This is a genomic window from Hoeflea sp. CAU 1731 (assembly GCF_039888615.1).
GTDB lineage: Bacteria > Pseudomonadota > Alphaproteobacteria > Rhizobiales > Rhizobiaceae > Flavimaribacter.
The window spans coordinates 1-14007 of sequence record NZ_JBDQQS010000003.1; the positions used below are offsets into that span (position 1 = coordinate 1).

Genomic DNA, 14007 nt, shown 5'->3' on the forward strand with positions numbered 1-14007 from the left:
TTACACGCCGGCGAAGGTCACTGGAAAGTGCATGGGTCATCGAATCATCTCCTCGACCCAAAGAATCACACCGCCGGCACAATTGGAAGCATCCCTGATTCACTCAAAGCACACGATGCTCTAACCTTACATGTTCGATACGAAATTCAACATTTTTGTTGATTATCGTTACGGTACCGAAATGATACCTGCAAAGCAGTGACGTTCCGCGCCATTCAACACAAAATTGAATGAGGTTTTTGGGGTGGGGGTATCGTGGGGGTATCGAGCGAATTTAAAAATTTTTAAATGTTTGATATCATTGAATAAAAACGGAGATATGGTGGGCCCGGTAGGACTCGAACCTACGACCAAGCGGTTATGAGCCGCCGGCTCTAACCAACTGAGCTACAGGCCCCACCCGATGCGACGCGATAGAGCCGGACGCCGCACGAAGCCATCGCTTAAACCAAATCGCACGGGCCGACAAGAGATTGCCGCAAAGAGATTTTACGGATCGCGGGACTTCAACCAAGGGGATTCCCATGAGCCCAGCAAAGAAATTTTTGATCATGTTCGCCGTCGCCCTGCTTCCCGTTTCGGCAATGGCCCAGGCGCAGAAGCCACACCGCCAGCCGAGCATTTCCGTAACCGGAGAGGGAACCGCGCAGATTGCGCCTGATATGGCGGTCATAAACCTGACGGTGCTTCGCCAGGGAAAGACCGCGCGCGAGGCGCTCGACGCAAGCAATGAAGCCATGGCCGCCATTCTGGCGGAAATGGAGGCGACCGGCATTGAGGATCGCGACCTGCAGACATCGAACTTCTCAATCAGCCCCCAATATGTCTACCCAAAGCAGGATGACAATCAGCGGCAGCCTCCGACGATCGAGGGCTACAATGTCTCGAATTCCCTGACGGTGCGCATCCGTGACCTCGCTAATCTCGGCGCTGTCCTCGACAAATCGGTGACGCTCGGCGTCAACCAGGGCGGTCAGATCATGTTCACCAGCGACGACCCGTCCGCCGCAATCACGGAAGCGCGCAAGAAAGCCGTCGAAGACGCGATGGAAAAGGCGCAGACCCTGGCCGGAGCTGCAGGTATTGAACTCGGCAGTGTATTGAAGATCAGCGAAGTCGCCAATCCCGGCCGACCAATGCCGATGATGCGAGCGGAAATGGCCATGGCCTCCGATGCGAGGGGCGTGCCTGTGGCGGCCGGCGAAAACGAATACAGCGTTTCCGTCACCATGTCGTTCGAGATCAAAGATTAGAACAAATGCAAACCCCGGCCGCATGTGTCGCAGGCCGGGGTGTTGACGGTATCATCGCTGGCGCGGTTCAATAAACCGCCAGGACCGGGCAGTTCCAGTTGTTGGCCAGTACGACCTGTCTCTGATAGCCCTTGGTCCAGCCCCTGACGATCACCTTGTAAGGCGTCTTCTTGACGACATAGGCCTTCTTGACGCCGTACCAGTGCGCCTTCTGCTTCGCCTTGTAGTTCTTGCAGTAGCCGCCTTTGGGACCGGGCTTCGGTCCCCAATACGGTCCCGGGCCATATCCCGGCGCGCCGATTTGAATGTTGATGCCCACGCCGCCAGCTGCTGCGGGCGTGGCGGTTGTCGCTGCGGCGCCAAGGCCGATCATCGTCGTAACTGCGACAGTCTTGATGATATTTGCAAACATTGGTTCTCTCCGTGTCCAGATTGGTTTCGCCTCTCAAGCGATGACTGCACTCTGGACTTCTTCGGCTGAACCAATCTGCAACCGGGCGTTCATGCGGCGTTCACCTTGAGCGCATGACGTCGAGGATGCGACATATCAAAGCTAATTCAGATATTTAGATGCATCAAAAATATTTGAAAAACTGGAAACGGTGGACGATTCTTTCAATCCAGGATCTTCGACCAGAACTGTAACGGCTTTTCCGTCTCCTTCTGTTCGCCAATATCCCGCCACGAAAAACGGCAGGCGACGCCCTCTATCGGAGCATATCCGCGGTTGCGCCAGAAACCGTCGAGCGGCGTATAGCCGGGCGGCCGCATCGGATGATCTACTGGTCTGACGACACCGCAGAACACCGCCTCTCGGAAGCCCTGCGCGACCGCGGCCTTCTCGCGTTCTTCGAAAAACCGCACCCCGACGCCGCCCCTGCGCCACTCTTCCAGCAGCACCGATTCAGCAAGGTAGAAAATGCTGTCCGGATCGTAACCAGCCTTCGCGAGCGGCTCGGAAAACTCGGAGAAATGGTCACCCAAAGGCGACGCCGTGGAGGCTCCGACCATTCGCTCGCCGTCCAACGCGCCAACGACAACCGCGCCATAGGACCCAGCAAAACGAGAAAGGTATCGGCGTTCATAATCCATGTCGCCGTCATAGAGATAGGGCCAGTCGCGGAACACGGTGATGCGCAGGCGGGCGAGATCGTCGAGCGCCTCGCCGATTTCGTAGCCGGAGAGCGTCCGGATCGTCAGCGGGCCCCGCACATCATTCAACGCGCACCTGAGCGATCCATTCCTCCAGATTGTAATAGGTCGTCACGCGCGTGATGAACCCCTGATCGATTTCAAAAAACTGGCCCGCGGCGATGGAATAGGACTGTCCGCGCGCGGTGGGTAAACCGTCGGCCGTTGCCTGGTAATTGCCGCGCACCGTGAATTCGGCTGCTGCGCGTCCTTCCGTGCTGCTCGTCATTATGATGATGTCGGAAAGCTGTTCGGAATAATGCCGGTTCATCGTCGCCAGAAACCAGCGAAATCTTTCCTTGCCGATTTCCCGACCGCCCTGGTTGATGTCATGGACGACATCCTCATGCAGCAGCGCCAGCATGGCGTCGCTATCCTTGCTGTTGAAAGCGTCAAAATACTGTCGAATGAGTGTTTCCGTTTCAGTCATGCTCAATCCCGATCTGTTTGTCCTGCAAGGTCCTTGCGCAATTCGCGCAACAAATCCGTCGTGGCCTGTATCCTGCCGCCGTCCAGGCGTTCTGCAGCTCGCCCCAAGCTTTCTCTTTCCCGCCTGCGGATTTCGGAAAACACCTCCCTGCCCCGCTTCGTCTGCGCCAGCAACCTGGATCGCCGATGCGCGGGATTGTCGTGAAACTCTGCGAACCCCGCTTCGACAAGGGCGTCGGCGAGTTGCTGAATATGCTGGCGGGTCCGGCCCTTGCGTCGCGCAATGTCCGGAACTGTCTGGGCGCCGTGCTTGTCCAGATCCTCCAGCACCGCGCGCATCGCCGCCGTCATGCCGAGATCCATGATCTGTCCGTCGGAAAAGGTCCTCAACTCGCCGAAGGCTTTGCGAATCTCGGTGATCAGGGCGTAAAGTTGATCAGGATCCGCGGATCTGGTCACGTACATGTCTCCTCAGGCTCGGCTTCCTGTTTGCCCCATGGTGGAGGCCCGGCGCAAGACATGTTTCAGCTGCTGTCCCTCGTCAGCATGTCCACAACACTTGCAGAAGATAACATACGCCACGCGGAACACACACCGAGCCACATCGACGTCCTTCCTGATTATGGTCTTCATTATTGACAAGTAAATTGTCAATTTCAATATGACAAGTGTATTGTCATATTGAAATGGTGGAGGATTGAACCATGCTGAAGAAAAACCTGATAGCCCTGTCTGTTTTCACGATTGTCGTCGCTGGCGTCGCCCACGCCAGAAACGAACGCAATCGCCTCGGCAACGCTGGAGCGGCTTCTTTCTGGTCGCTGAGGCATGACCGGTGCCATGACAGCGGCCACGACTTCTGTCAAATCCTCTCGAGCTTTCGCCTGGATTTCGCCGAGAAGTTTGCGATTGTCGATCTGGAACTGAACCGGAAACAGATAGACCTGCTCGGAGACGTCAATCAGCAAATCCGCGAGATCGCCGCGCGTCCCGACGGCCTTTGTTCAACGCAGGCCGCCGCAGGGGATCTGATCCAGGACATGGCGTCGGCCAAGATCTGGCTGGGTAGCGCACAACAGGCGCTCGAGAAGCTGGAACCGTCCCTGCAGGCTTTCTACGCCAGCCTCGACAATGTCCAGCAAGACCGGCTTTCACAATGGATGCGTGGAGGCCATCACGGCTGGCGTCGATAGGCTCAAGCCGCAAACAAAGTCGTCGGATCACCCGCTTTCCACTTTGGATAGCGGGTCATGATCGCACCGAACCGTTCGGATTCAAGAAACCTGTCCAGCCAGCGGATCAGATCCGGCCACTCCTGGTCATCGAACCACTCCCGATCCACATTGGCGAACTGCCGCACGAACGGAAGGCTAGCGAGATCCGCGAGCGACGGGCGGTCTCCGAAAAGCCATCGGCGACCCTTAAGCATGGCGTCCAGCTTTTCCAGGAAAAGGCAGGCCTTGTTGCGTTCCTCAACAGGATCCGCATCGCCGAAGCGGGTCTCGTATTTGTAGCGGTCGAGGCTCCGTTTGAAGGAGCCGTCCAGCTCCGCGATCAGATCAAGCATTTCATCAAGCGTCCCGATCGAAGGGGCGAGCAGGCCTTCGGGGTCGGACTGCTGCAGCGACCACACCATGATGTCGAGACTCTCGTCGATCGCTTGCGCCCCAGGCACGACCAGGCAGGGAACCGTGGCCGACGGGGACGCCGCCAGAAACTCCGGCGCCTTGTCCTTCAGAACGACCTCGCGCAACTCCACGGTAACGCCGGCCGAGCGCAAAGCCAGCCGCGCCCGCATCGCATAGGGACAACGTCTGAAGGAATAGAGAACCGGCAAGTGTGCAAAATCAGCGCGCATCATGGTCATCGATTTGGATATTCTTGGAACCTCACAAAACTATTGTCTTGTGCCGGCATTCAGAAACAGGAATACGATATGAAAAAACTTCTTGTCTCCGCAATTGTTCTTCTGACGGCTGTTTCGCATACGGCCAACGCTACCTCTGTCGCGATCACCGACGACGAAACCGCTCAGGTCACGAAAGCCATTGCCGCCTGGGGCTGCGACGGCGGCGTCATCTTCAAGTCACAGTCCGGTGAGTTGGAGGTTGAAGACGCAACCTGCCATGGCGCGACCTACAAAATCGAACTCGGTCCCGATTTCGTCGTCACCTCCATTGAGCTTGAATAGCCGACCACTACCCGGAGACATGCAGAACGATCTTCCGCTGATGCGGCGCGCGGCGGTGTTCAAACAGATAGACCCCCTGCCAGGTTCCAAGCAGCGGCCTTGCATTCGCCACCGGTATTGACAGACTGACCTGCGTCAGCGCCGACTTGATGTGCGCCGGCATGTCGTCCGGCCCCTCCATCGTGTGCCGCAGCCAGCTCATGTTTTCAGGCGCAATGCGAGCAAAGAATTCGTTGAGATCGCGACACACATCCGGATCGGCGTTTTCCTGAACCAGCAGGGAACAGGACGTATGGCGGACGAACACCGTCAGCAGCCCCTCATCAACGCCGCTCTCCGAGACGAATTCCACGACCTCGCCGGTAAATTCATAGAGACCCTGACCGCTGGTGCGGATCGATATCTGACTTTGCATGGCGCAATCCGGAAAATGAAAAGGGCCCGCCGGGGCCCTTTTTCTGTCAGCTGTCGAGGAAGCTGCGCAGTTTGCGCGAGCGGCTCGGGTGCTTCAGCTTGCGCAGCGCCTTCGCCTCGATTTGGCGGATACGTTCGCGGGTCACCGAGAACTGCTGACCGACTTCTTCCAGCGTGTGGTCGGTGTTCATGCCGATGCCGAAACGCATGCGCAAAACGCGTTCCTCGCGCGGCGTAAGCGACGCCAGCACGCGGGTCGTCGTCTCGCGCAGGTTGGCCTGGATCGCCGCGTCGATCGGCAGGATCGCATTCTTGTCTTCGATGAAATCACCGAGATGCGAATCCTCCTCGTCGCCGACCGGCGTTTCGAGGCTGATCGGCTCCTTGGCGATCTTCAACACCTTGCGCACTTTTTCCAGCGGCATGGCGAGTTTCTCGGACAGTTCTTCCGGCGTCGGCTCGCGACCGATCTCATGCAGCATCTGCCGTGAGGTGCGGACAATCTTGTTGATCGTTTCGATCATATGCACCGGAATACGGATGGTGCGGGCCTGGTCGGCGATCGACCGGGTGATCGCCTGCCTGATCCACCAGGTCGCATAGGTCGAGAATTTGTAGCCACGGCGATACTCGAACTTGTCGACCGCCTTCATCAGGCCGATATTGCCTTCCTGAATCAGGTCAAGGAACTGCAGTCCGCGATTGGTGTATTTCTTTGCAATCGAAATCACCAGACGGAGATTTGCCTCCACCATTTCCTTCTTGGCGATGCTGGCTTCGCGCTCGCCCTTCTGGACCATGTGGACGATGCGGCGGAATTCGGAAATCGATATGCCGGTTTCCGTCGCAAGATTCTGGATCTCGCCGCGAATGCTCTTGATCGTGTTCTTTTCGCTCTTTGCGAAATCCTTCCAGCCGGAACCGGAAAGGTTGGCGATCGACTTCATCCAGTTGGGATCGAGTTCCGCGCCCTGATAGTGCTGCAGGAATTCCTCACGTCTGACCTTGTAGGATTCAGCGAGACGCAACAGACGGCCCTCGTTCTGAACCAACCGCTTGTTGATGTCATAGAGTTGCTCGACCAGCGCGTCGATGCGGTTCTGGTTGAGCGCAAGCGATTTGACCGCTGCGATGAGTTCTTCCTTGAGCTGCTTGTACCGTCGCTCCTGCGCCGTCGACAATGTTCCGCTGGCGGCCAGCCGCGCTTCGACCTGCATGTCCTGAAGCTTGCGCAGTTTCTTGTAGGTGTCGGCGATGACGTCGAAGGTCTCCATGACCTGCGGCCGCAGTTCCGCCTCCATGGCGGCGAGCGACAGGTTGGATTCGTCTTCCTCGTCGTCCTCGTCCTCTTCCGACGAGACGCCTTCGCCGCCGACGTCAGTTATGTCATCGGACCGGCGGCGCTCGTTGCGCGCCTTTTCCTTCTCTTCCGCAGCCTTGCGATCGGCTTCGATCTTTTCAGCCGACTGGAATTGCGGCGCAGCCTTGGCTTCCGGTCCGGAGTAGGTCGTTTCGAGATCAATGATCTCGCGCAGCAGCGTATCGCCCTCATTGAGCTCGTCGCGCCAGATGATGATGGCCTGGAAGGTCAACGGGCTTTCGCAGAGGCCCGCGATCATCGTTTCGCGTCCGGCCTCGATGCGTTTGGCGATGGCGATTTCGCCTTCGCGTGACAGAAGCTCCACCGAACCCATTTCACGCAGATACATGCGCACCGGATCGTCGGTGCGGTCCGTCGGCTCCTTTTTCTTCGCTGTCGCGACAGCGGTTCCGCTGCTTACCGCAACATCGGTGCCGGTGTTTTCCGTTTCATTGGAATTGGAATTGTCGTCGCCTTCCTCTTCCTCCTCGACGACATTGATGCCCATGTCGCTCAGCATCGACATGGTGTCCTCGATCTGTTCGGAAGTGACTTCCTCGGACGGCAAAACGGCGTTCAGCGCGTCCATCGTTACATAGCCGCGCTTCTTGGCGGCCTTGATCATCTTCTTGACAGCGCTGTCGGAGAGGTCGAGAAGCGGTCCATCGCCGCTGGTGTCGCGTTCTGCCTCGGCTTCTTCGTTTTCCTTGACCTTGGTTGCCATATATTTCCCGTCGCTTTCGTTGCCGCGCTGCGTCTCCCGGCAGGGTGGAACCCTGCCAGCGTCCTAAGAATCAGTAGTTCTAACTGAATAGCGGTATGATGCTTAATTCCTGATTAACCATAGACGGTGGCTTCACGCTCATTCAGCCCACCTCGTGGTTCGAAACGTTCCTGACGCGTTTGCGGACACAATTTCGAATTGCTTGACCCGATGATCCCGATCGTCCATCTGGTGATTCCGTCAATTTACCAATACGTCAAGCGAATCCCGGTAAAAAATCTAGAATTTGGCGTAAATTCACCAAAATTCACGTAAATTACGGAAAACCTCGTCCGGTCCTGCGACGTCACTTCAGATGCCCGTCGCGCTTGCCCGTGAATCTCGCGGCAGCCTGCATAATTTCCTGACCGCGCCTTCGGCGCGCGTCCCTTTCCTGCCGATGTGGACCTATTTAGGAGCGTAGGCCCGCTTTGCAAGATGCTGCACCGACTCCAAAGCCAAGATTCTTTCCGTCGCCCGATTTACTGACCGGCCGCTCCTCTCACGCGGCCGGACAATATTCCAAATCCGTCGATAATCGCCTCCTGCTGTTCCAGCCTGTCGATCTCCTGCTGCACAGACCGAAGACTATTCAGCAGGCCGGGCATGGCGTCTTCGTCCCCGGTGTCGGTCACGTCGGCCAGATCGCGCTCGAGCTCCATTTTCTGCAGTTTGAGAGACCGCGTCCTGTTGTGCAGCGCCAGCGCCTGCCCAAAGCCGGCCTGCGCGTCTTCCAGCGCCGCTTCGGCGGTCGCCGTCCACAGACCGGTGTAGCGAACCTGCTTCTCGAGCGTTTCCACCGTCTCGGCGAGTCCTGCGGCCCCGATCGCCGCGCGCACTTCTTCCCGCTCGACGACCCCGTCCTTCATGCACTGGTTCATTAACACGCCAAGCAGCGCGCGCAGGGCGGCGCTCTCGAACTCGATCGCCGCCGCGTCGTCAAACTCGGTCGTCAGCAATTGCGGATGATTGACGAGCGTCAGGGCCAATACGCTTTCGCGCAGGGCCGGCGCCCGGGTGGCCCCGGCGACCAGCGTCGATTGTGCAAGCCGACTGCTCACGGCGTAACGTCTCCCGGCCTGCTGACCCCTTGCCCCGAATCGCTGGTTTCCCTTCCTGTAGGACCCGTATCCGCCTTCACGCCCCTGGCGCGCGCCCTGTCCGGAGGATGTGTCGAAAAAGCCGTTCAGGCGGTCCCTCATGTCCTGCTGGTAGTGTCGCCTGACGCTTTCATTGGCGATTGAGGCCATCAATCCGCCAATTCGCGATTCCAGTTCCGCGCGTTTTTCCGGTGTGTCGAAGACGCCTGAACGCGTCTCCCTGAACCAGAGCATATCCGCAAGCGGACGGGCGTTGCGCAACACCTCTTCGAATGGCGCACGGCCAGCGTCCCGCACGAGGTCGTCCGGGTCCTTTCCCTCAGGCAATGTCGCGAACCGCACCGACCGACCCGGCTGCAATCCCGCAAGCGCGATGTCGATCGCCCTGTTCGCGGCTCTCTGACCCGCCGAATCCCCGTCAAAACACAGGATCGGCTCCGGCGTCATGCGCCACATCAGATCAAGCTGGTCTTCAGTCAACGCCGTGCCGAGCGGCGCGACGGCGTTTGTCACGCCCGCCTGGTGAAGGGCGATGACATCCATATACCCCTCGACGGCGATCACCGTTCCGGCGCCGTCCGCGCCTTGCGCGGCGCGTCGGGCCTGCGGAAAATTGTAGAGCACGCGGCCCTTGTGAAAGAGCTCCGTATCGTTGGAGTTCATATATTTCGCGGGGATGTCGGACGACATGGCGCGACCGCCGAAAGCGATCACCTTTTCCCGCGGATTGACGATCGGAAACATGACCCGGTCGCGGAACCGGTCATAGGACACGGAAATGTTCGGCCCGTGCACCACCAGGCCGCAGGCCTCGATCTGGCTTTTCTCGACGCCCTTTCCGGCGAGATATTCCTTCAGAGCGTTGCGGCTGTCCGGCGCATACCCGAGACGGAACGTCTGGATGGTGCGTCCAGACAGGCCCCGGTCGCGCAGATAGGCCCGCGCCTTGGCCCCTTCCGCCGACTGCAACTTTTCCTGAAAGAAAACGGTGGCCATCTCCATGACGTCGATAAGGCTCGCCCGTTGCTTTTCGCGTCGCGCCGCCTGTGGATCGGGCGCCGGCAGCGGCACGCCCGCCATGTCGGCGACCTGCTCCACGGCCTCAACGAAGCTTACGCCTTCGAGCTCGGTCAGGAAGCGGAAATGATCGCCGGACACGCCGCATCCGAAACAATGGTAGCGCCCCTTGCTGTCCTCGCAGTGAAAGCTCGGCGTCTTTTCTCCGTGGAACGGACAGCAGGCCCACCAGTCGCCACGCGAAACATTGGTCTTACGCTTATCCCAGGACAAGCGTTTCCCGATGACCTCGGATATCGGAATCCGGTCGCGCAGATCATCAAGAAATGACGGTTCGAAACGCATGCTGTCTCCGGGCGGCGGGTAAAAAGGGTGTCTGGCTTGCTGGCAAGCCGATTCCCGGTCTGTGGAGAACGTCTATCAGGCGGGGCGACGGCTCACCATTCAAATAGTCAACTCTTCCCACTATTCCACATAACGAATTTCACAATCCGCTTGGATAGGTCTCGTCCAGTTCGCCCTGGCGCCAATGCGGCGTCGTGTCCAGCGGCTCGACCGCTTCCGTGACATCATAGTGCAGCAGGAAATCGAACTGTTCCGGCAGGCAGCAGCGGAAATAGTGACTGCTGCGCTCCGTCTCTGGACGATAGACCACCCCGATCGCCCGCTCGAGACGCGGAACCATGAGCATGTCCACGGCTTCGTTGTCCTCTCGCAGATCAATCAGGAACTGCTTGTGGTTGACGTGATGGAAGACCTCTTCGTAGCTGTCCGGCATCGGATCGCGGACTGTTTTGCGTTCGACCGGCGCATCCCAGCCGTAGGCCGCCGTCACGGTTCCGCGACAGGTCGTAAAACCGATCAGCAAGGCCTCGTCGCCCATTTCATGCTGTACAAGCTGGCCGATATTGAACTCGCCCCGCCTGGACATGTCAGTGGCTCCGGCGTTGCCGACATGGGAATTATGCGCCCACACGACGATCCGCGCCTCGCGTCCGAGTTGATCGGAGAGATGCCGGTCCAGGTCCTTTAGCATCTCGAACATATGCTGGTCACGCAGATTCCAGGAACTGGGACGACCGCGGAACATTGTGCGGTAATATTCCTCGGCGTTGCGGACAAGTTTGGCATTCTGTTCGGCGCAGAAGAATTCGTCCTCGGCGACGAGACCGTCCGCCTCCATATATTCCCGTGCCTTTTTGCGCAGTTCCACCAACTGCGCCACAATCTCGTCCTCGCAGTCTTCAGTTATGCCAAATTCGATCGCACGGCCGTAGGATTGGGGATTCTCGGCAAAATGGTCGAGGCAGGAATAGCGGATACGCGCGCGCGTGGCGGCTTCCGGGTCGGTCTTGTCGAGATAGTCGATGACGGCTTGCGCCGATGTGCCCATGCTGTAGAGGTCGAGCCCGTAAAACCCAACAGGCCTGCGGCCTTCTCTCGAATTCGCGTTCTGAATGTTGAAGGCGCGCAACCAGTTGACGAAATGCAGAACCTCGACATTGCGCCACATCCAGGTGGGAAACCGCTCGAAATCGGCGAGCGCCGCATCCGGCGAAACGTTTGACCCTGCAGAACACACGTGACGGTTGACCGTATAGGCGTCCGGCCAATCCGCTTCCACGGCCACGGCGTCAAAGCCCAGTTCGTCGATCAGTCTTTCGGTAATCTCGGCGCGGGCTCGGTAGAATTCCCGGGTGCCGTGCGACGCTTCGCCGATCAGCACATGGCGGCAGCTCTGCGTTGCGCTGACGATTGGATCATAGTCAAACATGGCGCCGCCGATCGGACATGCATGTCTGCCGATGGCTTCAACGAGCACACTGTCTATATCAGTCTTTGTCATCCGGACGCACCTCGCCCGCTCTCCTCGCCCTGCATTTGTTCAGCAGGTCCAACACCAGTGTATCACCGATCTGCGAAAAGTCTGCATACCATTGGCCAACCCCGTAAAACGGATGCGGCGTCGCAAGGCAAACAACCTCGTCGGCGAGCGCCAGCAGTTCATCCCTTGTGGAGGTCGCGCCAACCGGCGCCGCCGTCACAATCCGTTCTGCTCCAACCTGTCGCAGTGCAGCGATCGCCGCCTTCATGGTAGCACCCGTGGCAAGGCCGTCATCAACCACAATCATGGTCTTGCCTTCGACAAGGGGCGGCGGGCGGTCGTTGCGATAGAGTGTGTTGCGCTCACGGATCAGCGCGCTCTCCCGGGCGACGGCGTCCTCGACCGCATCGTCGGAAATGTGCAGTTCCTTGACGATCTCGCTGTTGAGCACGCGGATATCGCCCCAGGCGATCGCGCCCATGGCCAACTCCTCATGGCCGGGAACGCCGAGCTTTCTCACCAGCAGAACATCGAGCGGCAAGTCGAGGATCCGCGAAATCTCGTAGGCGACAGGCACGCCGCCGCGCGGAAGAGCGAGAACCACGGTGTCCGGTCGTCCGGCATAGTGCGACAAGGCTCCAGCCAGCCGCTTGCCGGCGTCATGCCTGTCCCGCAAAAGTTCCATAGCGTTCCTCCTCCTGCGCTTGCTCCCTGTTCATGCAGGGAACTCCGGTTCCATCTCTCACTATAGTACACGCACAATTTGCGGATATGATGATGATCAACTGCATGCGTCTTGCCGCGCTTTCCCTGCTGATTCAGTTGCGACGGAACCTGCTGTGGATCAAAAGTCTCAATTGTTCGGGATAATCTCGCCGCATGGCGGCATGCGCCTCCCTGCCGAACATCTGCGTCAGCGTCGGCTCGGAAACGACGAAATAGTTGATCGATCCGAGGAACTGATAGACCAGCGCAAGCGCCCGGGCTTCCGTCAGGTCTTCCTCCAGGGGGATTGCCCTGACTATGGAAACCAGCGATTGCAGAAACGGCTTCAGGTACCAGTTGCCTGCCTGTTCCGCCCGCGCGCGATTGTCCAGAAGCTCCCGCATCAGGATTTGCGCTTCATCGAAATGCGCAAGCTGTCGCTCGAGTATACCGGTCATCAGTGCTTCAAGCTGGGCGAGAGGGTCTGTCACATCGGCCCTGGTCCGGATGATGTCGCTGATGATGCTTTCCGCAATGCCTTTCAGGATTTCGCCGTAGAGCTTCTCCTTGCTGCCAAAATGATGCAGCAGAGCCTGTTTGGTCAGGCCGAGATCATCTGCAATGTCGGCGATGCTCGCGCCGTAGAAGCCCTTCGCAGCGAAGCATCGTCTGGCGCTCTCAAGCAACTGTTCGCGGGTGTTCTTGCTCATATGACATACCGTTTGGTAATTTCTATTAAATCAATGAGTCACAACAATAACCTATAATTATTGACTTATCCAACGCTTGATGGCAATTCTCTTACCGTTCGGTAGGCAAACAAGGGAGGAAACCGTGCCGGAACTTGTGAAATATGGAAAAGACGGCGCAATCGCCACGATCACCCTTAACAGACCGGAGAAATTCAACACGCTTCGCGCAGATGTGCTGGACGAACTGGACGGCGCATTGAAGTCCGCCAATCGCGATGACGCGGTGCGCGTCATTGTTCTGGAAGGCGCAGGCGACAGCTTCTGCGCCGGCTTCGACTTTTCGAACGGTCTGGAACACTATGAAGCGCTGATGGAGGAAAATTACGATCCCGGAATGGACGTCAATCTGGTGACCAACCAGTACACCAGTTATATCCCGCAATTCATGGGCATCTGGCGGGGCTCGAAACCGGTTATCGCAAAGGTGCACGGCTATTGTGTGGGCGGCGGTTCGGAAATGGCGCTGTGCGCCGATCTGGTGATCGCGTCCGACGACGCCCGTTTTGGAACGCCTTATTCGCGGGTCTGGGGCTGCCACTTGTCGGGCATGTGGATCTACCGGCTGGGGCTCGCGAAAGCCAAATACTACGCTCTTACCGGCGAATGGATCAGCGGCAAGGAAGCCGCCAAAATCGAACTGATCAACTTTTCCTACCCGCTGGAAGATCTCGACCGGAAGGTCGCCGAACTGGCGGACAAGCTCGCAACAATACCGCTGACGCAATTGCTGGCGATGAAACTCATCGTCAATCAGGCCTACGACAATATGGGACTGCAAAGCACGCAGACGCTCGGGCCCATCCTGGATGGAATTATGCGCAACACGCCGGAAGGTCGGGATTTTGTGCGTGTGGCAAGGGATGAGGGCGTCAAGAGCGCCGTCGCCCGGCGCGACGGCCCGTTCGCAGATTACAGTCAGGCGCCGCCGGAAGAACAACCGCGTCGAAGAAGCAGCCTGTAGTTACAGAGAATCCGGACTCCCAAAGGGCCCGGGTTCTCTTGTCGCC

General features: G+C 58.3%; 15 protein-coding genes and 1 tRNA gene. 4 read left to right on the forward strand and 12 right to left on the reverse strand.

What is annotated here, in order from left to right:
- Positions 1–320 precede the first annotated feature (320 nt).
- Positions 321–397 (reverse strand) — tRNA-Ile (locus AAFN47_RS06455).
- Between the two features lie 127 nt (positions 398–524).
- Between AAFN47_RS06455 and AAFN47_RS06460 the strand changes: the two genes are divergently transcribed.
- On the forward strand, positions 525–1253 hold the full coding sequence (locus tag AAFN47_RS06460; RefSeq protein WP_499808392.1) for an SIMPL domain-containing protein: 729 nt from the start codon (positions 525–527) through the stop codon (positions 1251–1253).
- 67 nt (positions 1254–1320) lie between these two features.
- Here the strand turns inward: AAFN47_RS06460 and AAFN47_RS06465 are convergent, their stop codons facing one another.
- The 4 genes from AAFN47_RS06465 to AAFN47_RS06480 all read right to left on the reverse strand — a co-directional run bounded on the left by AAFN47_RS06465 (position 1321) and on the right by AAFN47_RS06480 (position 3332).
- Positions 1321–1665 carry a hypothetical protein gene (locus AAFN47_RS06465; RefSeq protein ID WP_499808393.1) on the reverse strand — a complete coding sequence of 115 codons (345 nt, stop codon included), beginning with the start codon at positions 1663–1665 and terminating at the stop codon, positions 1321–1323.
- Positions 1666–1868: 203 nt separating this feature from the next.
- Positions 1869–2465, reverse strand: a complete 597-nt coding sequence (locus tag AAFN47_RS06470) for a GNAT family N-acetyltransferase (protein ID WP_499808687.1) — start codon at positions 2463–2465, stop codon at positions 1869–1871.
- Position 2466: 1 nt separating this feature from the next.
- Positions 2467–2874, reverse strand: a complete 408-nt coding sequence (locus AAFN47_RS06475) for a ketosteroid isomerase-related protein (protein ID WP_499808394.1) — start codon at positions 2872–2874, stop codon at positions 2467–2469.
- A gap of 2 nt (positions 2875–2876) precedes the next feature.
- A complete protein-coding gene (locus tag AAFN47_RS06480) occupies positions 2877–3332 on the reverse strand; it encodes a MarR family winged helix-turn-helix transcriptional regulator (RefSeq protein ID WP_499808395.1) in 456 nt (151 codons plus the stop codon).
- Positions 3333–3577: 245 nt separating this feature from the next.
- Here AAFN47_RS06480 and AAFN47_RS06485 point away from each other — a divergent pair, with 245 nt between their 5' ends.
- On the forward strand, positions 3578–4066 hold the full coding sequence (locus AAFN47_RS06485) for a hypothetical protein (protein ID WP_499808396.1): 489 nt from the start codon (positions 3578–3580) through the stop codon (positions 4064–4066).
- A gap of 2 nt (positions 4067–4068) precedes the next feature.
- Here the strand turns inward: AAFN47_RS06485 and AAFN47_RS06490 are convergent, their stop codons facing one another.
- Positions 4069–4740 (reverse strand): glutathione S-transferase, encoded by a 672-nt coding sequence (locus AAFN47_RS06490; RefSeq protein WP_499808397.1) that lies wholly within the window; start codon positions 4738–4740, stop codon positions 4069–4071.
- A 69-nt stretch (positions 4741–4809) separates the two neighbouring features.
- Here AAFN47_RS06490 and AAFN47_RS06495 point away from each other — a divergent pair, with 69 nt between their 5' ends.
- Complete coding sequence (locus AAFN47_RS06495; RefSeq protein WP_499808398.1) at positions 4810–5064, forward strand: hypothetical protein; 255 nt, start codon at positions 4810–4812, stop codon at positions 5062–5064.
- Between the two features lie 7 nt (positions 5065–5071).
- On the opposite strand, the gene AAFN47_RS06500 is transcribed toward AAFN47_RS06495, so the two are convergent.
- The 6 genes from AAFN47_RS06500 to AAFN47_RS06525 form a co-directional block, all read right to left on the reverse strand.
- Positions 5072–5479 (reverse strand): secondary thiamine-phosphate synthase enzyme YjbQ, encoded by a 408-nt coding sequence (locus AAFN47_RS06500; protein WP_499808399.1) that lies wholly within the window; start codon positions 5477–5479, stop codon positions 5072–5074.
- Between the two features lie 46 nt (positions 5480–5525).
- Positions 5526–7562 carry an RNA polymerase sigma factor RpoD gene (gene rpoD / locus AAFN47_RS06505; protein WP_499808400.1) on the reverse strand — a complete coding sequence of 679 codons (2037 nt, stop codon included), beginning with the start codon at positions 7560–7562 and terminating at the stop codon, positions 5526–5528.
- A 521-nt stretch (positions 7563–8083) separates the two neighbouring features.
- A complete protein-coding gene (gene dnaG, locus AAFN47_RS06510; RefSeq protein ID WP_499808401.1) occupies positions 8084–10063 on the reverse strand; it encodes a DNA primase in 1980 nt (659 codons plus the stop codon).
- Positions 10064–10202: 139 nt separating this feature from the next.
- Positions 10203–11564 carry an erythromycin esterase family protein gene (locus AAFN47_RS06515; RefSeq protein WP_499808402.1) on the reverse strand — a complete coding sequence of 454 codons (1362 nt, stop codon included), beginning with the start codon at positions 11562–11564 and terminating at the stop codon, positions 10203–10205.
- The gene (locus tag AAFN47_RS06520; RefSeq protein WP_499808403.1) at positions 11551–12228 is read right to left on the reverse strand and encodes a phosphoribosyltransferase; all 678 of its coding nucleotides are present in this window, start codon (positions 12226–12228) and stop codon (positions 11551–11553) included. Before AAFN47_RS06520 ends, AAFN47_RS06515 begins: the two co-directional genes overlap by 14 nt.
- A 133-nt stretch (positions 12229–12361) precedes the next feature.
- Positions 12362–12958 carry a TetR/AcrR family transcriptional regulator gene (locus tag AAFN47_RS06525; protein ID WP_499808404.1) on the reverse strand — a complete coding sequence of 199 codons (597 nt, stop codon included), beginning with the start codon at positions 12956–12958 and terminating at the stop codon, positions 12362–12364.
- A gap of 124 nt (positions 12959–13082) precedes the next feature.
- Here AAFN47_RS06525 and AAFN47_RS06530 point away from each other — a divergent pair, with 124 nt between their 5' ends.
- The gene (locus AAFN47_RS06530; protein ID WP_499808405.1) at positions 13083–13961 is read left to right on the forward strand and encodes a crotonase/enoyl-CoA hydratase family protein; all 879 of its coding nucleotides are present in this window, start codon (positions 13083–13085) and stop codon (positions 13959–13961) included.
- Positions 13962–14007: the final 46 nt, after the last annotated feature.

What these genes read in the sequence shown, in the direction of transcription:
- AAFN47_RS06500 (WP_499808399.1), bottom strand. Translation starts at nt 5,479, where the DNA reads ATGCAAAGTCAGATATCGATCCGCACCAGCGGTCAGGGTCTCTATGAA.
- AAFN47_RS06520 (WP_499808403.1), bottom strand. Translation starts at nt 12,228, where the DNA reads ATGGAACTTTTGCGGGACAGGCATGACGCCGGCAAGCGGCTGGCTGGA.
- AAFN47_RS06465 (WP_499808393.1), bottom strand. Translation starts at nt 1,665, where the DNA reads ATGTTTGCAAATATCATCAAGACTGTCGCAGTTACGACGATGATCGGC.
- AAFN47_RS06525 (WP_499808404.1), bottom strand. Translation starts at nt 12,958, where the DNA reads ATGAGCAAGAACACCCGCGAACAGTTGCTTGAGAGCGCCAGACGATGC.
- rpoD (WP_499808400.1), bottom strand. Translation starts at nt 7,562, where the DNA reads ATGGCAACCAAGGTCAAGGAAAACGAAGAAGCCGAGGCAGAACGCGAC.
- dnaG (WP_499808401.1), bottom strand. Translation starts at nt 10,063, where the DNA reads ATGCGTTTCGAACCGTCATTTCTTGATGATCTGCGCGACCGGATTCCG.
- AAFN47_RS06515 (WP_499808402.1), bottom strand. Translation starts at nt 11,564, where the DNA reads ATGACAAAGACTGATATAGACAGTGTGCTCGTTGAAGCCATCGGCAGA.
- AAFN47_RS06490 (WP_499808397.1), bottom strand. Translation starts at nt 4,740, where the DNA reads ATGACCATGATGCGCGCTGATTTTGCACACTTGCCGGTTCTCTATTCC.
- AAFN47_RS06485 (WP_499808396.1), top strand. Translation starts at nt 3,578, where the DNA reads ATGCTGAAGAAAAACCTGATAGCCCTGTCTGTTTTCACGATTGTCGTC.
- AAFN47_RS06460 (WP_499808392.1), top strand. Translation starts at nt 525, where the DNA reads ATGAGCCCAGCAAAGAAATTTTTGATCATGTTCGCCGTCGCCCTGCTT.
- AAFN47_RS06495 (WP_499808398.1), top strand. Translation starts at nt 4,810, where the DNA reads ATGAAAAAACTTCTTGTCTCCGCAATTGTTCTTCTGACGGCTGTTTCG.
- AAFN47_RS06475 (WP_499808394.1), bottom strand. Translation starts at nt 2,874, where the DNA reads ATGACTGAAACGGAAACACTCATTCGACAGTATTTTGACGCTTTCAAC.